Raw genomic sequence first — 19131 nt, forward strand, 5'->3', positions numbered from 1 at the left:
TGTCGATGTCTCGCACACAGTCCGCGATGTTGTTCACTCTGAAACGCTCTCGTATCCGTAGTAGCCGGAGTAGTAACTGCCGTAGCCGAATCGATGACGCGGCACGTCAGTCAGCAGCGCACCCTTCAGCGCCGCGCCGCCACCGCGAAGTCGATTCGCACATTCGATGAGTTCCGCGCGCGGATGCTGGCCATGCCGCACCACGAGCAGCGTGGCTCCCGCATGCCGGCCAATCACCGTCGAGTCGGTCACTGCCAGCACCGGCGGGGTATCGACGATGACAATGTCGTAGCGTCGCGAAACCTCGTCGAGGAGTGCCTTGAACCGATCACTCAGCAGCAGCTCGGCCGGATTGGGCGGCAACGATCCCTTCGGAAGCAGGTCCACACCCGTCACGACATCACGCTGCAATGCGTCGTCGAGGTTGAAGCCCGTAATGACGTCCGATAGCCCAGGCTGTTTTGTCACCCCGAGATATGAGTGAACGTTGCCGCGCCGCATGTCCGCATCGATCAGCAATACGCGCGTGCCACCGCTCGCGAGCACGGCAGAGAGGTTCACCGAGACGAATGATTTGCCAACATCCGGACGGGGGCCAGTGATCACGATCACGTTGTTGGAAGCGTCGAGCAAACCGAACTGCAACGCCGTGCGCAGGCTGCGTATACCTTCGATAGCCAGGTCCTCGGACTCGAGCGATGCAAGTACGTGCGGCCCAGCCCGACCGCGATCCATCGCCAGTTGCAGTTCGATCTGCGCCTGACTGTGAGGAATCGTCGCGTAGACTGGTAGGTCGATGACCTTTTCGATTTCGTCACTGTGCTTCAGACCACCGAACAGCGCATGCTTTGCGAACGCCGTCACCGTGCCGATGACGAGCCCGAGGAACGCAGCCAGCGCGATGACGAGCGGCCGCTTTGGCTTCACCGGGTCATCGGCCACCACGGCAAAGTCGACGACGCGAACGTTTCCGACCTGACCGGCCTTGACGATGCGCAGTTGCTGCGCGCTGTCCAGCAAGTTCGTGTAGAGCTCAGTGTTCACGCGTACGTCGCGCAACAAACGCAATGCCGATTGTTCGGTATCCGGCAGGGTCAACACGCGCTTATTTAGCTGTTCTTGCTGCGCGTTGAGAGCTGCAATCTGGGCCGTCAACGCGGCAAGGGCTGGGTGCTCGCCCGTGAAGCGCTGTGCCATTTCAACGCGTTGTTGCTCCAGATCGACGAGCTTTGTCTTGCCGTCGACAATTTGCTGCAGCAATAGGCGGCTCTCTTCGGACAGGTCGACGGTGCCCTTCTGGTTGCGGAACGCGTTGTACCTGTCCTCGGATTGATCGAGCTGCTTGCGCAATTGCGGCAGTTGCTGATCAAGGAACGCAAGTGTGTGCTCCGCCTCGGCAGACTTCCGGTCAATGTTCTGTTGCACATATGCGGATGCAAGCGTATTGAGGATTTCAGCCGTCCGCGCACTATCGACACCATCCAGCGAAACGCCGATCACGCCGGATTGCTTTGTTTTCTCGCCAATGACAAGATCGTCCTGCAGTCGCTTGATCGTCGCCTGCGTCGATGCGCGACTGAGCACAAATTCCGAATTCGGGCGGGCTCGAAGACGCGCCACCATCAGTTCGACCGGGCCGTACTGATCCATACCGCGTGCGATCTTGCCGACCGTTCCCTTCAGGACGACGTCGCCCTCCGGGTCGACCAGTTCATAACCGCTTCCGTCGCGGGCGATCAGCTTGTAATTCGCGTCGTAGCGTTCCTTCGGGACCTCGAACCGGGTGACTTCGATCTTCTCGCCGCCCCATGCGAAGCTTGTCATCCCGAACCACGGCGAAGCCAGTTCCTTATTTCCGGCCAAGCGCGCCAGCATGGCCCCAACTGCCGGGAAATAACGTGGCTGCGCCGATATGTCGAGGTGCAGCGCCTCGACCGTGTGACCGACCACAAGGCGCGAACGAATCAGTTCGATCTCTGCGTCGGCGGTCTGCTTCGTGTCGAAGATCGATGCGAGCTCGCCCAGTGCATTCTGCGCTGAGTTAGCACTGTCTTCTACCTGAATCATCACGTCCGCACGATAAGCCGGCCTCGCAACGAACGCGTAGACCGTGCCAAGTAGGAGCACGAACGCGGCAGTCACAACAATGAGTTTCCAGCTCTCGGCGACCACGGCGATATAGTCTGACAGGTGAATCTCGTCACCATCCTGCATATCGATGATTCTGGATTTATTTACGGATTCCATAGTCAATTCTTGATCCGATTCATTTTGTCAACCCAACGCTTCATACTCTTTTCGATTTGATTCAGCGCCAATTCAAAAACCGATCGTCCTCGCCGGTATGGATCGATAACGTCGATCTTTTCGAACTCGCCGATACGAAAAACTCGGCCCTTCGAGAATGGATAGCCGGCTTCGATTCTTCTTCGCTGGCTCTCCGTCATCGTGAGAATCAGGTCCGCTGACCGCATGTGCTGCAGGTTCAAATCGATTGCGATGTGTTCACCAAGGTCAATACCGCGCTCAGCCATCAATTCGACGGCCAGTGGATCTGCGCGCCGCCCTGCCAGCGCCGAACATCCAGCTGATCCAACTCGAGCCGACGGCAATTCCCGGGCCAGCAGCGCTTGCGCCATCGGGCTCCGGCAAATGTTCCCTTCACACACGACAAGGATGTTGTCGATCATTTCGCCAACACTGCGCCGGTCAAACCTGCATTGATTGCGGGCAGCAGCAGGCTCAGCACGCGACTGACACGCACCAGCGCGTTACCGTCGACATACACGACATCCTTTGGCTGCAGTTCAAATTGGTTCGCTAGCACCATCGAAACTGGCGAGCGAGCATTGAGATGAAAAACCTGAGGGTTGGCTTCCGACGCTCCGCGAATCACGTACAACTGAGCAGCATCCGCACTGGCGCTATTCACACTGCCAGCCTGGGAGAGTGCATCACTCAACGTGAGCCGTCCGTTCCTCAACGGCAGTGCCGTAATTGGCTTGTTGACTTCGCCCATGACGAAAGCACCGTTGTCTTCTCGTGAGACGATGCGTAGCAGATCCCCGTTTCTAAGCAAAATTCTCGAGGGATTCACGTTTCGGTCCAGCATCCGCGTGAGGTCGATCCGGTACGACTTGCCATTCCGCACGACAACCATCCGGCTCTGGTCTGCCGTTGGATTGAATCCGCCCGCTCGGTTGATCGCCTCGTTCAACGTCATGGGGACATCATTGACTGCCACGACACCGGGTGTATGGACTTCTCCGTCGACGTAAACTTGCTTCGCCCGGAACGAAGAGACGCGCACCGAAACCTGCGGCCTCACAAAAACGCGTTGCAACGCGGACTGGACGGCGCGTTGAGCTTGTTCGATACGCATACCGGAAACATGCACGTTGCCGGCGTATGGAACCTGTACGTTGCCGTTATCGTCGATGACGAAGCCCTGAACAGGGTCGTTCGGCCGTGAGTTCGTCGACGTTTGCGCACCCTGTGCAACAGCAAGTTCGGGGTGATCCCAGACCGTGATCTGCAATACGTCACCCACGCCGAGCGTGTACGGCTCCGGTTTTCCTATCAGGTCTTCAAACTGCGTTTCGCCTGTCCGTTTCCCCTCCTCGCGCATCTCCTGAATCAACGCCATGTTGATATCAGTAATCGGAATATGAAGTTCCTGCTGCGACGTGTTTTCATCGCCAGCAGTCACCGGCAATGTCGCTTGCGACGACATACGCATACCCGGCGCAACAGCACAAGCCGACAGCACCGCGCTCATCGTTGCACCGATCACGATTCGGGCGCCATGACGGCGAAATTCCGCTGCCCGGCTTTCGCGCCGATCCCAAATACATCTCATCTCGTCTTCCCCGGTTTATGTTTAGAGATGCGACAAATCACGACGTCGAAACCCGCTCAGTAAGCATTCGCATTCACCAACCCCTTCGCCACCGTCGCCAACACGATCCGCATATCCAGCGCGAACGACCAGTTCCGCAGGTAATAGAGGTCATACTCGACACGCTTCTGCATCTTCTCGAGACGATCGGTTTCCCCGCGATACCCGTTCACCTGGGCCCATCCGGTGATCCCCGGCTTGATCCGATAGCGATGGATGTACCCGTCGACGACTTTCTGATAAAGCCGATCGTGCTCGATCGCATGCGGCCTCGGCCCGACCACCGACATCTCCCCGCGCAGCACGTTGAGAAACTGCGGCAGCTCGTCCAGACTGGTTCGCCTGAGAAAGCGTCCGACACGGGTGATGCGCGAGTCGCTCTTCGTCGCCTGCGTGACCACGCCAGCCTGTTCGGCGTGCACGCGCATCGTGCGGAACTTCAGGATCTGGAACTTGCGCCCGTCCGCACCCTTGCGGTATTGCTTGAAGAACACCGGCCCGCGCGACGACAACTTCACCGCGATGGCGATCAGCACCATCAGCGGCATCAGCGCCACCAGCGCGACTGCGGCGAACAGGCGATCGAACACCTCCTTCTGCCACATCGCATGACGCGGAAGCGGCGACGCCACGAGATTGATCGCCGGCGCGCCGATGAGGTCGATCATCGCGCCGTCGAACAGCGCGACGCTGCGCACGTCGGGAATGAAGCGGATGTTCACGAGATCGTCGCCGAACGTATTGACGAACCGCAGAACGGTCGCCTCCTCCGACAAAGGCAGCGCGAGCCAGATTTCCTGGACACCGTTCTCCCGGACGAACTGCGCGAACGCGTCGAGCTCCGTGAATACCGGCAAGCGATGCGAAGCATTCGCGGCAACCGGGCGCAGGTCGAATACAGCCGCCGGCCGGAATCCGCTCGCCGGCGACTCCTCGATGTTTCGAACCACCTGTTGGCAGTGCTGAGCGTGTCCTACAACCGCGACACTGCGCAGGTTGATGCCCGCATGACGAACACTGCGCAGAAACAGATGCGTGCCGATTCGCGACGCGATCAGTGCGCCCCCAGTCATCGCGGTCCAGTACACGAACCACAGCCTGGAAATCACGTCCGAGCGATGGAGCGAGAACATCAACACGATCCCGCACGCCTGAACGACGAGCCACGCGAGCGAGATCTTCCCGCTCAACCTCAGCATCGACCGTCCCCGCCACGATTCGTACACGCCGAATACCGGAAACAGCACCAGCGTGAACGCGATCGCGAACGTGACGAGCGCGCTGTCGAAGTGCCCCTCGGAAACCGTCTGATAGCGAAATTGCGACGCAAGCAACGAGCCGGCGACGATCAACGCGATATCCACGAGTCGAGCCATCAAGCCTTGTAGACCGAACATTTCAATCTCCCGTCTGACGCCAACGATCACAGTCGAATCGGGGCATTACGCACGCCCGTACGTATCGTCGAACCGCACGATGTCGTCCTCGCCGAGATACGATCCCGATTGCACTTCGATGAGCTCGAGCGGCAACTTTCCCGGGTTCTCGAGCCGATGCGTCACACCAAGCGGAATGAAGGTGGACTCGTTTTCGCCGAGCATGAATTGCTCGTCGCCGCGGGTAACGAGCGCAGTTCCGCTCACGACGATCCAGTGCTCGGCACGGTGGTGGTGCAGCTGGAGCGACAACCGTCCGCCCGGATGCACGACGATGCGCTTCACCTGGAATCGGGCGCCGTGATCGATCGAGTCGTAGTAGCCCCACGGGCGGCGCACCTTCCGGTGCGTGTCGGCTTCCGGCGCCTGTTGCGCGCGGATCCGGTTCACGAGGCCCTTCACGTCCTGGACGCGCGAGCGGTCCGCCACCAGCACCGCGTCGGCGGTTTCGACCACCACCGCATTGGTCATGCCGACACATGCGACGAGCCGCCCTTCCGAATGCACGAAGCTCGACGTCGCACCTTCGAACACGACCTTGCCGCGCCCGACGTTGCCGTCCGCATCCTTGTCGAGCGCCTCCCAAACCGCATCCCACGAGCCGAGATCCGACCAGCCGGCATCGAGCGGCACGACCACGCCCTCCACCAGGCTCGCGTCGGACACGAGGCGTTCCATCACCGCGTAGTCGATCGAATCCGACGGCGACTTGAGAAAGGCATCCTCATGCGGCCGGAAGAAAGGACCATCGTGCTTGCCGTGTACATGTGCCGCGAGGCATGCGGCGTGCATATCGGGCTGGAGCGTGCGCAACGTGTCGAGCCAGACGCTCGCGCGCACGACGAAGATGCCGCTGTTCCACCAGTACGAGCCCGATTCGACGTACTGCGCCGCGAGTTCGGCGGCCGGCTTCTCGACGAATCGCTCGATGCGGTGCGCACCGGCGCCAAGGGCCTCGCCGATCTTGATGTAGCCGAACCCCGAATCGGGCCGGGTCGGCGGCACGCCAAGCGTCGCGATCGCGCCGCGCCGCGCATGCTCCACCGCGAGTGCAATCGCACGATGAAACGCGGCGGTATCGGCAATGGCGTGATCGGCCGGCATCGCGACGACGATCGCGTCCTTCCCGTCCGCACTGGCGGCAGCGACCGCCAGCGTCAGTGCGGGCGCCGTATCGCGCCGGGTCGGCTCGACGATGACGCGGGCATCGAGCCCGCTGGCCCGAAGCTGCTCCGCCGTAACGAAACGATGCTCGTCGCCGCAAACGACGATGGGCGCCGACACATCGCCTTCCTCGATCGAAAAACCCGTCATGCGCTGGACGGTTGCCTGCAGCAGAGAATCCGCACCCAGTACGCCGATCAGCTGCTTCGGATACTGTTCGCGCGACATGGGCCACAAGCGCGACCCCGATCCGCCCGCGAGAACGACAGGCGCGACGCTGACCTTCACGTCGACTGCGTCGCCGCGACCGGAGCCGACCGGTCCTGTTTCGCCGTGCTCTGTTTCGATGGATGCCGACATAATCTGCACTCCTATTCTCTCAGGCAATAATTCGATCTGAAAATCCGGGAATGAGCTCCGTCCCTTCGCCGAAGCTGATTCAGCCTTCTCTACAACTCCAGTTCCGTCTGGCTCGAGCGCGCCTGGAACCGGTATTCCGAGGGTGTCACGTCGAGGTGTCGCCGAAAAATCTTGGCCAGGCGATCACCGTTCCCCCACCCGCATTGCCGTGCGATCGTGCCGATCGGCAAGTCGGTTTCCATCAACATCTGCACCGTGCGCTCCAGGCGAACCCGCAGCAGAAATTCGGACGGCGTCATGCCGATTTCCTGCTTGAAATGCCGCAGGAAGTTCCGTTCGCTCATTGCAGCAACCCGCACTGCATCGCTGACGGATATGGCTCTTCCACAGTTCTTGCGCAACCAGCTCGCCGTCGCGCGGACCCGATCGGCTGGCGTGCCATTGCGCACTTCACCCTCCTGCTCGGCCGGCTCGAATGCGTCGCCCAGCGCGAGCCGCGCCACAATGCCTCGCACCGCATCGCCACCCAGGTCGCGTTCGATGAGCGCCAATGCGGCTCTTGCCGGCTCGTAGCCGCCGCGACCCACGCGCACCGCATCCACTGCATCGATCACGTGCGAGCCATTCAGCGCCGCATCGATCAACATCCTGCCTTCGCCGATCGTCTCGACCATGCCCGCCTTCGGCAGCACGATCCGCAACCAGTCGATCACCCGGGCGTCGCGCGACGCGCGCCTCGCACCTTCGCCACCCGCGACGAACAGCGCATCGAATGCGTGCGCCGTGCCCGCATCGCATGCGAATGTCCGCACGCTGATGGCCGACGACCAGACGATGTTTCCACCCTTCGACGAATAGAAGCGAATGTCGTACAGCGGAAGTCCTGTCGCGCGCGGCGCATAGATTTCATTGGCTACTTCGAACACCTCGAATACCGCGCCCGCCGCAAACAACGAGAACCCGTCGAAGACGACAACGCCGATATCCCGATTCCTGCGTGACCGCTTTCCCCCAACATCTGCTGCCGCTTCATCTCCCGAATGATCGACACTCGTGTGCGTCATGGCGTGCTCTCGGACAATCAGTCCAATCAACTTCGGTCGTCGTTTTTTACTCCGTTGCGACGCATCATACCGAGGGCGCCGAATGGCGTTTAAACACTGGCCGATTCGAACAAACAGTCGTCGGATTAGTCTGCGGGAATTCCCTGATCGGCCAAATGTTGGCGGTTTCCGACTACCTCGCGGCAGCGAAACGGATGACGAAGAGCTTGCAGAAACAGCGGCGCTCGCATGACGAGCGAGTGATATCCGACGGCAGTCGTTCGGTGATCGAAGCGTCGTGGTGCGCCCACGGGCCGTCAGGCGTTCGGCAAGATGCGCGGCACCTTCGTGCATGAATCACAACGGCAAGCAATGTGGTGCGACATGATCATGTGCTGGCGAGCATCGCTGTGGAGCAGCAGTCGATTCGGCCCTCGAACTCGACAGTACGGTGGCGCAACGCGATCGGCGTCGTTGACGATCAGCCTGCATCGATGCGTCGTATTCGGCCACGGGTGCCGCGCAAGGCCGATTAGCCCGGATCCGCCAGCCCGGCGCCTGGCGAAACGCGCTGACGACGCGATGCAGCAATCCGCCGCCCCTTCAGTTCCTTGTATTTTTTTGTTCGAGCCGGCCGGTACTCGCTCCAGCCGCATGACGACGCACACGCGAGCCGGGCGTCTACGACATCACCGCGCTCGCAACGAGCGATGCAATCGCCACGGGTAGCGCGAGCAGCGCCGACAGCGCCATCCTTTTCAAGATTCGAGCTCGCGCCACCTCACGCGAGCCGCGGGCCCGGCGCGACTGAAATTCGAGCAGCAGCAGCCCCTGACCATGTCGTGCGCCGGCCCAAAGGCCGGACGCGGTGCTGAAGACGAGGTAGACGAGAATCCAGACGAAGCAAATCCTCGAGAAGATAAGAAGCGCGACGTTCATGGCGGCGATGCTCCGTTTTCGGCGAGATACCGCGCATCAGATGGCGCGCGGTTCGATGCCGATAGCGTACATTGCAATGCAGCATGCCGGACATGACAATTGATCCGACGATTCCGCCAACCGGTTACCGTACGTTTCCTCCGGGCGGCGCGCGACGCGAAGCACCGCGCGCGTGCAACAACGTTCGCACTGCTTCGTAATGTTCGAAGCCAGGCCACACGGATCGTCTTGCGGATCCACGACTCGAACGACGGCGACTGACATTCACCGTACGCGCAGCTCGACCCGTGATGAATAAAAAGGCCTGCGTGCCACACGGCACGCAGGCAAAATTCCGAGGAGAGTTCCGGGGTGAACGCGTCTCCTCGAAAGGCCAGACAAAAGCGTAACGTCGAATCGACCGTTTCAAAACGAGATGGCGGCTTCGACCACGATCATGGCCGAATGAAAATGTATTGATGCACGCGCACACGTTTCTCGACGGGCATTGCGCCGTCACGCCCGATCCGCTTCCTGCAATTGGCGGATTGCTTCGGTGTTTTGGCCGACGAGCGCAACCTCGACTGGCCATGATGAGATTCGTGCAGACGGACATTCAACGTTCGCTCATCGACGAAGCCGGCATGTCATCGTCGTGACCGAGTCGCCTCGAACGCGCAACGATGCCGGTGCACTTCGACAGACTTCCAGGAGCCCATCCGCCATGCTTCCGCTGGACACTTTCTTGCGCGTCGTCGACGCAACCCCGCTCGTTGCGATCGACCTGATCATCTCGAACGGCGATGGCGCGTATCTACTCGGTCACCGTGTCAATCGTCCCGCGCAGGGTTTCTGGTTCGTGCCGGGCGGCCGGATTCGCAAGAACGAGCGTCTCGACGATGCGTTCAATCGCATCGCGCGCGACGAACTCGGATGTAGCGGTCTGGAACGTGCGGATGCCGAACTGATCGGCATCTACGATCACCTCTACGAAGACAACTTTGGCGGCGAACCGGGCATCTCGACGCACTATGTGGTGATGGGATACAAGCTCCGGGGCAAGTTCGACCTCGTGTCGCTGCCGAATGCCCAGCACACTGCCTACCGATGGGCGACCGCCGACGAGATCGTCGCCGACCAAACGGTCCATTCGAATACGCGAACCTACTTCGGCACGTCCGCCTGAAATCGGGCGAACGCTGCTCCGGCGGACAAATCGACTACCCGACGCCGGTCGTTAGCCCGGCGCGAGCATCAAAGCGACGATGTACCGTTGCGCATGTCCGAGCCGCCGACCGACGCGAACATTCTGTCCCGAGCGGCCGCGCGATACTCCGTCGGCGACATCGACAGATGCTGGCGGAACAGCTTGGCCAGCCGGTCTCCACTACCGAGGCCGACCCGCCGCGCGACCTTGTCGGCGGGCAAATCCGTCTCGACCAGCATGGAGCATGCCTTTTCGAGCCGCACCCGCAGCACGAATTCGGTTGGCGTCACGCCGATTTCGTTCTTGAAGCGCCGCAGGAAATTCCGCTCGCTCATCGCAGCGGCCTGCGCAGCATTGGCGATCGAGATGCGATTCGCACTGTTGGCTCGAAGATGCTGAGCGGCCGCGCGAATCAATTCACTGGCTCGCGCCTCCTGCGCCCCGAACAGGACGCTCGCAAATTTCCGGTTCGCCCCCGGCATCATGTACGAAACGATCTCTTGCGCGACTTCGTAGCCGGCGTCACGCACGACGATCGACAACGCGGCCGCGAACATGCCTTCGCCATCGTCGTCGGATGGCCCCGATTCGCCCGTACCGCCAACGGCAAGCACCGCCTGCGGCACGACTTCCGGAACTTTCTGGTTCAGGCGAATCGCCGTCAGCATTTCGGCGCCGGCATTGTCGCCCTTGACCACGCGGGCGCGCTGATGGGCATGCTGCAACCAGCTGATGAACGCATCGTCGAGGCCGCTTGCCCGCCCCTGTCCACCGAGCACGAACATGGCCTGCACACTGCTCGCATCGAGCGGGCGGGCCGCTTCCGTCCAGATCTGTACACCCGACGACGAACGAACGGCACCGCCGTGACTGGAATAAAGCCGCAATTCATAGCGATCGGCAAACGCGACGTTCACGCCTTCGAGCTGATTTGCAAGTTCGAATACCGCGGCCAGCCGGCCCATTTGCATGATCGAAAATCCGTCGAGCAGCAGGATGATGACGCTGTCCCGCCGACGACCGACGCTTCTTCCCCGGTCACCACTCACTCTGAACCCCGTAGTCGTTTCGTTCGGCGCTATTTGCATCATCTCGGCCTCTTAACAATTTTTTGCATTTTCTGCAGCGCATCATATGCGGCTAAATCGTCGGCCGATCCGTCGGTGTCCGATCCCGCCTCATTGTTGACGGAATCAGTCAAGGCGATGATATGGAACCAATTATTTGTTGATAATCAGGAATAGGAGCTGGCGTGACGGCACAAAGTCATGGAGATTTGATCCAGATCATTGACGAAACATTTTTGCAACACAACGAGCAGCGCATGTTTCACTCCGGAAATAGAACATGCGTTCAGTTCCTTACAGATCCTTACAGCATGGGTCATAAGGAATCGACGCGTTCGCGTTGTCCGCCGCCTCGACGGCTGGAGGGATGAGACAAAAAATATGCGCAATGCCTCCCTCTGCGGGAGGGGATATTACCTTGCAAGCTTTACCATGCAAGCGCGATACGAAAAAATCATAGATGGCAAGCGCTTTAACGTTTGCCTATATTAAGTAAATTCTTCCAGATGCATTCGAAATATTATTTGACGATGATAGCCGAATTTCGGCAGATAAATCCGCGCGACTGGGAATGCCCGAATATTTCGTAACATCAAACCCGACGTGCGCCACGGCCCGCGCGTCACATCACCAGGGCCATCGGTTTCCGGAACATGCGACTCTGCCGCCGGCCGATCGTGATGCTTGCCGGGTCGTCGACCGCTCGAAGGCGCATGCGGCAACTCGCGAATCGGAGATATCGCCCTGCCAATCGCTAAGGAAACCGAATTGTCACGGGCGTGATCGTACGACGTGCGCGTTGACATCCGACGCTTGGCGGCGCCCGCCTCAACCAATCACGCTCGGGAATCGAATTCCTGCCGGCATGACTTCGGTCGCGATGATTGCTCTCGCTGTGAAGCATCGTCGAACAGGCTTTACATACACCATTCGATCGGACGGTCGACCCGCACATCGATCTCGCTCATCGTGCAGCGATTATCGGCTCGCCATCGTCTTCGAATTTTCCGGCCACTGATTCCTGCGTCTTCAACGCCCATAACCGGGAATTTTCCAATGTGGGACGCAGTTTGAAAACGCCTTCCTTCCCGGATGATGTCGCTTGCGGAACAACCATGAGTTAATACCGCAGCGCCTGTAGACCAAGCATGCAGAATGCACTGCACCCCAGCCTCGGAAATGAGCGTGTCTGCACCACCATCACTCGATGCGGTTTCCTTGCCGGTCCGACTCCGCACGTCTCGCCCCGGATCTTTCGATACGCCTCGGCACGGTTTCCCGAAGAGTCGGCACATACCCCGGACGATGAGGCTGCACGATGAACGAGAGTGCCGACTCCGCGCCGGCTCGCCCCGGACTCGCCAATAATAAAATCGAAAATCGCTCCCAAAAAACCATGAAGTCCGATTAAATCAAATCATTGGCGTATCACGACTATGTTATCCCGCCGCACCCTCATTTATTCATCGAAAAAAATCACCCTCCCTTCTCTCCGCAAACTCCACTTCGATCAAAGACATCGTCAATTCGACCAGCCTGCACGAACCGAAATGCATCACTCTCCGTTATTTTTTTGAGACACCTCGCCATTTTAATTTCGCACTAGAAATCTCTCGATGTAGTCTGCTTCCGTTCATTTGAACGCAGGCATGCTTGCAAAAGGAGAGACCATGAAACACGCATTTTTTCCTGTCCTTGCGATCGCGTCGGTCACGATGGGCGGCGTAGCCCACGCGCAGTCGAGCGTGACGCTTTACGGGACGATCGACACGTCGCTCACGTACGTGCGCAACGCCGATGGCGGCAAGAACCTTTGGGCGCTCGGCAACAGCAGCGCCGGCAATCTGTCGGGCAGTCGTTGGGGGCTCAAGGGTTCGGAAGATCTCGGCGGCGGCCTGGCGGCGATCTTCCAGCTGGAAAACGGTTTCAATCCGAGTACGGGCGGCCTCGGTCAGGGCAGCCGCATTTTCGGCCGCCAGGCCTATGTCGGGTTGACCAGCAACCAGTATGGCTCGCTCACGCTCGGTCGCCAATACGATCCGCTGATCGACCTCGTGCAGCCGATTACCGCCGACAACTACTTCGGCAGCGTGTTCGCCACCGCCGGTGATGTCGACAACTACGACAACAGCTTCCGCGTCGACAACGCGGTCAAATACACGTCGCCCGTCATCGCCGGACTCCAGTTCGAGGCGATGTATTCGCTGGGCGGTGTCGCGGGCAGCACCGGCTCGAAGCAGTCGTATTCGGCCGGCGTGTCGTACGCCAACGGTCCGCTGAGTCTCGCCGGCGGCTACTTCTATGCAGCCAACGCGAATCCCGTCACGGGCAATCGCACGACATGGTCGAGCACGTCGGACGGCACGTTCGACGGCGCGATCAATACCGGCTACCAGACGGCCCATTCCATCGGCATCGCTCGCGTGGCCGGTCAGTATGTGATCGGTGCGTTCACCGTGGGCGCCGGCTACAGCAACGCCCAATATCGACGCGACGGCGCATCGGTGTTCGCGAAGAACGAACACTACAACACCGCCCAGGGCTTCCTGAACTATCAGGCGTCCGCGGCGCTGCTCGTCGGGGTCGGCTACAGCTTCACGAAGTCGGGCGGCGACACCTCGGCGAACTACCACCAGGCATCCGTCGGTGCCGATTACAACCTGTCGAAGCGGACGGATGTCTACATGACGGCCGCTTATCAGCACGCAAGCGGGAATACCGCGAACGGTGCCGGCGGTGCAATGCCGGCACAGGCGTCGATCGGTTCATACGGCTACAACGGCACGAAAAAGCAGGCCCTGGTCAATTTGGGGCTGCGTCATCGGTTCTGATCGTCACTTCGGGGCGCCGGCATGTCCGGCGGTCGTCCCCAAACACTTGTGACGGCCGGCCGGCGCGGCGCTCGACGAACCGGCCGTGCTCGCCGGCAACGGCCGCCTTGCCGATATCGTGGCATGACTCGACGAGCATGCATGCGGCGTTCGTGCAGACGGTACGGGAGCCGCTCGATGCGCTGGACCTGCACGCGATCGAGCAGCTGACCGCGTTGCTGAAACACATCGGCATCGCCGATGCGTCGAAACATACGCCGTTCAACGCCGAACCAGAGATGGATATGCCCGAACCTGCATAACCGTCACCGGCGCGCCGCCGACGGCGTGAAGCGCCACACCCGCCGCATCGTCGACACCAGCGCCGCATCGTCACCCGGCGCAGCTGACCCGGCCTGCGCGACTTCCCGCTTGCGCCGTTTCGGATCGAGCCCGGTGCCGCCGCTCCGCCGCCGCGCCGCATGCCGCTCGATGATCCGCTGCAGCAGGCAGAACACGCACAGCAGCGCGCCGATCACGATCCGCGTCCACCACGAGCTCAGCGTGCCGTCGAACGTGATCAGCACCTGGATCGTGCCGAGGATGCCGACGCCGAACACCGAGCCGATCACGTACCCAACTCCGCCGGTGAGCAGCGTGCCGCCGATCACGGTCGCGGCGATCGCATCGAGTTCCATTCCCTGCGCCTGCAGCCCGTAGCCGGACAGCACGTACAGCGTGAACACCACGCCGCCGAGCGCCGAGCAGAAGCCGCTCAGCGCATACACGCCGACCTTCGTGCGCGCGACCGGCAGCCCCATCAGCAGCGCCGAGCGCTCGTTGCCACCGATCGCATACACGTTGCGGCCGAAGCGCGTGAAATGCGCGACGTAGAGCGCGGCGGCCAGCGTCGCGAGCGCGATCAGCGCGCCCGCGCTCAGCGTCCCGCCGCCCGCCGGCACGCTGATGCCCGCGAGCGCATGAAAGGTCGGCTCGTTGATCGTAATCGACTGCGTCGTGATCAGGAAGCACGCGCCGCGCGCGAGAAACATCCCGGCCAGCGTGACGATGAACGGCTGCAGCCGGAAGTAATGAATCAGCGCGCCCATCGCCGCACCGTACAACGCGCCGAACACGAGCACGAGCGGCACGATCGCCCAGACGGGCCAGTGCCATCGCTCGGCGCCGACCGCGCAGAAGATCGTTGTCAGAGCAACGACCGAGCCGACCGACAGGTCGATGCCGCCCGACACGATCACGAACGTCATCCCGATCGCGACGATCAGCAGGAATGCGTTGTCGACGAGCAGCCCGGTCAGCACCTGCATCGAGAAGAAACCCGTATACATCACGGATCCGAAGCCGAACAGCGCGGCGAACAGCACGATCGTCACGACGATCGGCAGCGTGCGCGGGTCGGCGAGCCGTGCGAGAAATCGGTTCATCGCGGCGTCGCTCCGGTGGTGGCGCGCGAACGCGCGGAAGGCAGCAGCCGCGACGCGTGCCGGACGACCAGCGCGCGCGCCGCGTCCGACTGGATCAGCGTCACGACGATCACGACCATCGCCTTCACGACGAGCGTCGCCTCCGGCGGCACGCCGATCGAATAGGTCGTGTAGGTGAGTGTCTGGATGATCAGCGCGCCGAGCACGGAGCCGGCGAGGCTGAAGCGGCCGCCGAGCAGCGACGTGCCGCCGAGCGTCACCGCGAGGATCGCGTCGAGCTCGAGCAGCAGCCCCGCGTTGTTGCCGTCGGCGCTGCGCACGTTCGAGCTGGCGAGGATGCCGGCGAGCGCCGACATCACGCCGGAGCACAGATACACGCCGAACACGACCGCCCCCGCGCGCAAGCCCACGAGCCGCGTCGCGACCGGGTTCACGCCGATCGCGCGGATGAACAGGCCGAGCGCCGTACGGTTCACCAGCAGCGCGGTCGCCGCGATCGTCGCGAGCGCGATCCAGACCGCGCACGGCACGGCCGCGAGATAGCCGCCGCCGAGTGCGAGGTAGCCGGGCGCACCGATCGGGATGATCTGCCCGCCGGTCAGCAGCTGCGCGATGCCGCGTCCGGCGACCATCAGGATCAGCGTCGCGATGATCGGCTGCATCCCGACGAACGCGACGAGCACGCCGTTCCACGCGCCGGCGAGCAACCCGACGCCGAGCGCGGCGGCGAGCGCCGTGCCGACCCGCGCTGGATCGCCGTCGAGCACGATCGCCGCGGCGGCGCCCGCGATCGCGACGATCGCACCGACCGAGATGTCGATCCCGCGCGTCGCGATCACGAGCGTCATGCCGAGCGACACGATCACGAGCGGCGCCGCGCGATTCAGGATGTCGACCGGCGCGCCGAACAGGTGACCGTCGAGCAGCGCGATCGCCAGGAAGCCCGGCCGATGCGCGACGTCGAGCGCGAACAGCAGCGCGAGCGTCAGCACCGGCCACACGAGCGGATGACGAAGCAATCCACGGAGCCGCATCATGACCGGCCTCCCGCAATCAGTTGGTACACGTGTTCCTCCGACGCGTCGGCACCGGTCAGTTCGGCGACCTTGCGGCGGTCGCGCAGCACCGCGATCCGGTGGCTCACGCGCACCACTTCGCTGATCTCCGACGAGATGAACAGGATCGCGAGCCCTTGCGCGCACAGCGCGAGCACGCGCTCCATGATGTCGAATTTCGCGGCGACGTCGATGCCGCGGGTCGGCTCGTCGAGGATCAGCAGCTTCGGCTCCGTCGCGAGCCAGCGCGCGAGCAGCACTTTCTGCTGGTTGCCGCCCGACAGCAGCCCGATCGGCTGCTCCGCGTCGCGCGCCTTGATGCCGAGCCGCGCGATGTACGTGTCGGCGAGCTCGCGCTGGCGCGCACGGCTGATCAGCCGCCACCAGCCGCGCCGCGCCTGCAGCGCGAGGACGATGTTCTCGCGGATCGACAGCGCGGCGACGATGCCCTCCTTCTTGCGATCCTCCGGGCAATACGCGATCCCGTTTCGGACCGCGTCGTGCGGCGACGCGAGCCGCGTGCGTGCGCCGTCGATCTCGATCGCGCCGGTGTCGGTGCGCTCGGCCGCGAACGCGAGCCGCGCGGTCTCCGTGCGCCCCGAGCCGAGCAGCCCGGCCAGCCCGACGATTTCGCCGGGCCGCACGTCGAGATCGAGCGGGCTCATCATCCCGCGCCGGCCGACCTGCCGCATCGACAGGAACGGCGCGGCCGCATCGGCATCGCGCTGCACGGCCGCCGCGCCCGCCTGCAGCGTGCCGGACATCGGCTCACGGCCGGTCATCTTCGCGACCAGCAGGTCGACCGGCAGGTCGCGCGCGAGGTACTCGCCCTCGCGCTCGCCGTTGCGCATCACGGTGATCCGGTCGGACACCGCGTAGGTCTGTTCGAGAAAGTGCGTGACGAACAGGATCGCGATGCCCGACGCCTTCAGCCGGCGCAGCACGTCGAACAGCCGCGCGACCTCGCCGTCGTCGAGGCTCGACGTCGGTTCGTCCAGAATCAGCACGCGCGCGTCGACCGACACGGCCCGCGCGATCGCGACCATCTGCTGCACCGCGATCGGATACGCGTCGAGCGAGCGCGTGACGTCGAGCGACAGGTCGAGCTCGGCGAGCGCATCGCGTGCCCGCGCGTGGATCGTCTTCCAGTCGATCGCGCCGCGCCGCATCGGCTGCCGGCCCGCGAAGATGTTCTCCGCGACCGACAGGTTCGCGCACAGGTTCACTTCCTGGTACAGCGTCTGGATCCCGGCCGCCTCGGCCTCGCGCGGCGCGGCGAAACTCACCGGCGCACCGCCGACGCGAATCTCGCCCGCGTCGTGCGCGTGCACGCCGGTCAGCACGTTGATCAGCGTCGACTTGCCGGCGCCGTTCTGGCCCATCAGCGCGTGGATCTCGCCCGGAAACAGCCGGAAGTTCACGCGCTGCAGCGCGTGGACACCCGGAAACGCCTTGTCGATGCCGATCATCTCGACCACCGGCGGACTCGTCATGGATCGCCCTCGATTCGAAGCGGCGGCCGGACGGCGGCGAACGCGCCGCCGTCCGCGTGCGCCGGGATTCAGTACTTGCGGGTCGGCAGCACCTGCGCCGCGACGCTCATCGGGAACACCGTCTCGTTCGTGACGATGCGCTTCGGCAGCTGCTTGCCGGCGACCACGTCCTTCACCGCGGTCATCAGCTGCGGGCCGAGCAGCGGGCTGCATTCGACGTCGACGTTGATCTTGCCGGCGACCATCGCCTGGAAGCCGCCCTTGGTCGCATCGAACGACACGACGCTCACGTCCTTGCCGGGCTTGATGCCGGCCTCTTCCATCGCCTGGATCGCGCCGAGCGCCATGTCGTCGTTGTGCGCGTAGACGACGTTGATCTGCTTGCCGTAGGTCTTCGCGAACGCTTCCATCACCTGCTTGCCGCCGGCGAGCGTGAAGTCGCCGCTTTGCGACGCGATCACCTTGAACTTCGGATTGTTCTTGATCACTTCGAGCAGGCCCGCGCGGCGGTCGTTGGCGGGCGCCGAGCCGACCGTGCCCTGCAGCTCGACGATGTTGACCGGGCCCGCATCGTTCCTGTAGCGCTCTTCCAGCCAGTGGCCCGCGCGCCGCCCTTCCTCGAGGAAGTCGGAGCCGATCATCGTCACGTACAGCGACGGATCCTTCACGTCGACGCCGCGATCGGTCAGGATCACCGGGATACGGGCCGCCTTCGCTTCGGTCAGCACCGGCTCCCAGCCCGACTCGACGACCGGCGAGAACGCGATCACGTCGACCTTCTGCGCGATGAACGAGCGGATCGCGCGGATCTGGTTCTCCTGCTTCTGCTGCGCGTCCGAGAATTTCAGGTTGATGCCGGCCTCCTTCGCCGCGCCCTTCACCGACACGGTGTTCGCGGTGCGCCACGCGCTTTCCGCGCCGACCTGCGAGAACCCGAGCGTGATCGGCTTTTGCTGCGCGTGCGCGCCGGTGGCCAGCACCGTCGCCGCGGCGACGATCGCGCCGGCCGCCAGCTTCCTGATGAATGTCATGGTCCGTCTCCGATGGTGTCGTTGTATGCCGCGGCGCCGGCCTGGCGCGGTGCCGTGTCGTGCTGTTGTGGTTCTGCGTGGCACGGGCGCGGTTCGGGGCGAGGCGGCCCGGCCGTTGCGGCCGGCCCGAGATGTACGCCCCGGATCAGTCTAGGAACAAGTCCGATAACCTTCCAATGAAATATTGGATTGAAGCGATATCGG

The 19131-nt window shown here is 62.5% G+C and carries 15 protein-coding genes; 3 read left to right on the plus strand and 12 right to left on the minus strand.

Annotation, left to right across the window (positions count from 1 at the left end):
- Window positions 1-33: 33 nt before the first annotated feature.
- The 7 genes from DIE02_RS32000 to DIE02_RS32030 all read right to left on the minus strand — a co-directional run bounded on the left by DIE02_RS32000 (window position 34) and on the right by DIE02_RS32030 (window position 8840).
- Window positions 34-2247 (minus strand): polysaccharide biosynthesis tyrosine autokinase, encoded by a 2214-nt coding sequence (locus tag DIE02_RS32000; RefSeq protein WP_124489096.1) that lies wholly within the window; start codon window positions 2245-2247, stop codon window positions 34-36.
- Window positions 2248-2249: 2 nt separating this feature from the next.
- The gene (locus DIE02_RS32005; protein ID WP_124489097.1) at window positions 2250-2690 is read right to left on the minus strand and encodes a low molecular weight protein-tyrosine-phosphatase; all 441 of its coding nucleotides are present in this window, start codon (window positions 2688-2690) and stop codon (window positions 2250-2252) included.
- Window positions 2687-3778 (minus strand): polysaccharide biosynthesis/export family protein, encoded by a 1092-nt coding sequence (locus tag DIE02_RS32010; RefSeq protein ID WP_260427351.1) that lies wholly within the window; start codon window positions 3776-3778, stop codon window positions 2687-2689. Before DIE02_RS32010 ends, DIE02_RS32005 begins: the two co-directional genes overlap by 4 nt.
- Window positions 3779-3915: 137 nt before the next feature.
- Window positions 3916-5295, minus strand: a complete 1380-nt coding sequence (locus DIE02_RS32015; RefSeq protein WP_124489099.1) for an undecaprenyl-phosphate glucose phosphotransferase — start codon at window positions 5293-5295, stop codon at window positions 3916-3918.
- 45 nt (window positions 5296-5340) lie between these two features.
- Entirely contained in the window at window positions 5341-6858 is a 1518-nt protein-coding gene (locus DIE02_RS32020) for a mannose-1-phosphate guanylyltransferase/mannose-6-phosphate isomerase (protein WP_124523752.1), read from the minus strand.
- Between the two features lie 89 nt (window positions 6859-6947).
- Complete coding sequence (locus DIE02_RS32025; RefSeq protein ID WP_044846979.1) at window positions 6948-7922, minus strand: GlxA family transcriptional regulator; 975 nt, start codon at window positions 7920-7922, stop codon at window positions 6948-6950.
- 660 nt (window positions 7923-8582) lie between these two features.
- Complete coding sequence (locus DIE02_RS32030) at window positions 8583-8840, minus strand: hypothetical protein (RefSeq protein WP_124489101.1); 258 nt, start codon at window positions 8838-8840, stop codon at window positions 8583-8585.
- A gap of 703 nt (window positions 8841-9543) precedes the next feature.
- On the opposite strand from DIE02_RS32030, the gene DIE02_RS32035 reads away from it, so the two are divergent.
- Window positions 9544-10005, plus strand: a complete 462-nt coding sequence (locus DIE02_RS32035) for a GDP-mannose mannosyl hydrolase (RefSeq protein ID WP_059681343.1) — start codon at window positions 9544-9546, stop codon at window positions 10003-10005.
- Between the two features lie 68 nt (window positions 10006-10073).
- Here DIE02_RS32035 and DIE02_RS32040 read toward each other — a convergent pair whose 3' ends face one another.
- Complete coding sequence (locus tag DIE02_RS32040; RefSeq protein WP_185641041.1) at window positions 10074-11117, minus strand: GlxA family transcriptional regulator; 1044 nt, start codon at window positions 11115-11117, stop codon at window positions 10074-10076.
- 1646 nt (window positions 11118-12763) lie between these two features.
- On the opposite strand from DIE02_RS32040, the gene DIE02_RS32045 reads away from it, so the two are divergent.
- Window positions 12764-13924, plus strand: coding sequence for a porin (locus tag DIE02_RS32045; RefSeq protein ID WP_124523754.1), 1161 nt, complete (start codon window positions 12764-12766; stop codon window positions 13922-13924).
- 137 nt (window positions 13925-14061) lie between these two features.
- Window positions 14062-14226, plus strand: coding sequence for a hypothetical protein (locus DIE02_RS35720; protein ID WP_185641042.1), 165 nt, complete (start codon window positions 14062-14064; stop codon window positions 14224-14226).
- A 3-nt stretch (window positions 14227-14229) separates the two neighbouring features.
- Here DIE02_RS35720 and yjfF read toward each other — a convergent pair whose 3' ends face one another.
- From yjfF to DIE02_RS32065, 4 genes are all read right to left on the minus strand, one after another.
- Entirely contained in the window at window positions 14230-15348 is a 1119-nt protein-coding gene (gene yjfF, locus DIE02_RS32050) for a galactofuranose ABC transporter, permease protein YjfF (protein WP_124523756.1), read from the minus strand.
- Window positions 15345-16385 carry an ABC transporter permease gene (locus DIE02_RS32055; protein WP_124523758.1) on the minus strand — a complete coding sequence of 347 codons (1041 nt, stop codon included), beginning with the start codon at window positions 16383-16385 and terminating at the stop codon, window positions 15345-15347. The genes yjfF and DIE02_RS32055 overlap by 4 nt, the downstream gene beginning before the upstream one ends.
- Window positions 16382-17896, minus strand: coding sequence for a sugar ABC transporter ATP-binding protein (locus DIE02_RS32060; RefSeq protein ID WP_124530181.1), 1515 nt, complete (start codon window positions 17894-17896; stop codon window positions 16382-16384). Before DIE02_RS32060 ends, DIE02_RS32055 begins: the two co-directional genes overlap by 4 nt.
- A 68-nt stretch (window positions 17897-17964) precedes the next feature.
- Window positions 17965-18927: an ABC transporter substrate-binding protein gene (locus tag DIE02_RS32065; RefSeq protein WP_124523762.1), complete on the minus strand. Its 963-nt coding sequence runs from the start codon at window positions 18925-18927 to the stop codon at window positions 17965-17967.
- Window positions 18928-19131: the final 204 nt, after the last annotated feature.

Source organism: Burkholderia sp. Bp8991, from assembly GCF_003853795.1.
Taxonomy (GTDB): Bacteria; Pseudomonadota; Gammaproteobacteria; order Burkholderiales; family Burkholderiaceae; genus Burkholderia.

Bases quoted from the DNA above. Each gene is read 5' to 3' on its own strand.
- DIE02_RS32030 (WP_124489101.1), bottom strand. From the start codon at position 8,840: ATGAACGTCGCGCTTCTTATCTTCTCGAGGATTTGCTTCGTCTGGATT.
- DIE02_RS32025 (WP_044846979.1), bottom strand. From the start codon at position 7,922: ATGACGCACACGAGTGTCGATCATTCGGGAGATGAAGCGGCAGCAGAT.
- DIE02_RS32060 (WP_124530181.1), bottom strand. From the start codon at position 17,896: ATGACGAGTCCGCCGGTGGTCGAGATGATCGGCATCGACAAGGCGTTT.
- DIE02_RS32015 (WP_124489099.1), bottom strand. From the start codon at position 5,295: ATGTTCGGTCTACAAGGCTTGATGGCTCGACTCGTGGATATCGCGTTG.
- DIE02_RS32005 (WP_124489097.1), bottom strand. From the start codon at position 2,690: ATGATCGACAACATCCTTGTCGTGTGTGAAGGGAACATTTGCCGGAGC.
- DIE02_RS32035 (WP_059681343.1), top strand. From the start codon at position 9,544: ATGCTTCCGCTGGACACTTTCTTGCGCGTCGTCGACGCAACCCCGCTC.
- DIE02_RS35720 (WP_185641042.1), top strand. From the start codon at position 14,062: ATGCATGCGGCGTTCGTGCAGACGGTACGGGAGCCGCTCGATGCGCTG.
- DIE02_RS32020 (WP_124523752.1), bottom strand. From the start codon at position 6,858: ATGTCGGCATCCATCGAAACAGAGCACGGCGAAACAGGACCGGTCGGC.
- DIE02_RS32045 (WP_124523754.1), top strand. From the start codon at position 12,764: ATGAAACACGCATTTTTTCCTGTCCTTGCGATCGCGTCGGTCACGATG.
- DIE02_RS32055 (WP_124523758.1), bottom strand. From the start codon at position 16,385: ATGATGCGGCTCCGTGGATTGCTTCGTCATCCGCTCGTGTGGCCGGTG.
- yjfF (WP_124523756.1), bottom strand. From the start codon at position 15,348: ATGAACCGATTTCTCGCACGGCTCGCCGACCCGCGCACGCTGCCGATC.
- DIE02_RS32040 (WP_185641041.1), bottom strand. From the start codon at position 11,117: ATGATGCAAATAGCGCCGAACGAAACGACTACGGGGTTCAGAGTGAGT.
- DIE02_RS32065 (WP_124523762.1), bottom strand. From the start codon at position 18,927: ATGACATTCATCAGGAAGCTGGCGGCCGGCGCGATCGTCGCCGCGGCG.
- DIE02_RS32010 (WP_260427351.1), bottom strand. From the start codon at position 3,778: ATGAGCGCGGTGCTGTCGGCTTGTGCTGTTGCGCCGGGTATGCGTATG.
- DIE02_RS32000 (WP_124489096.1), bottom strand. From the start codon at position 2,247: ATGGAATCCGTAAATAAATCCAGAATCATCGATATGCAGGATGGTGAC.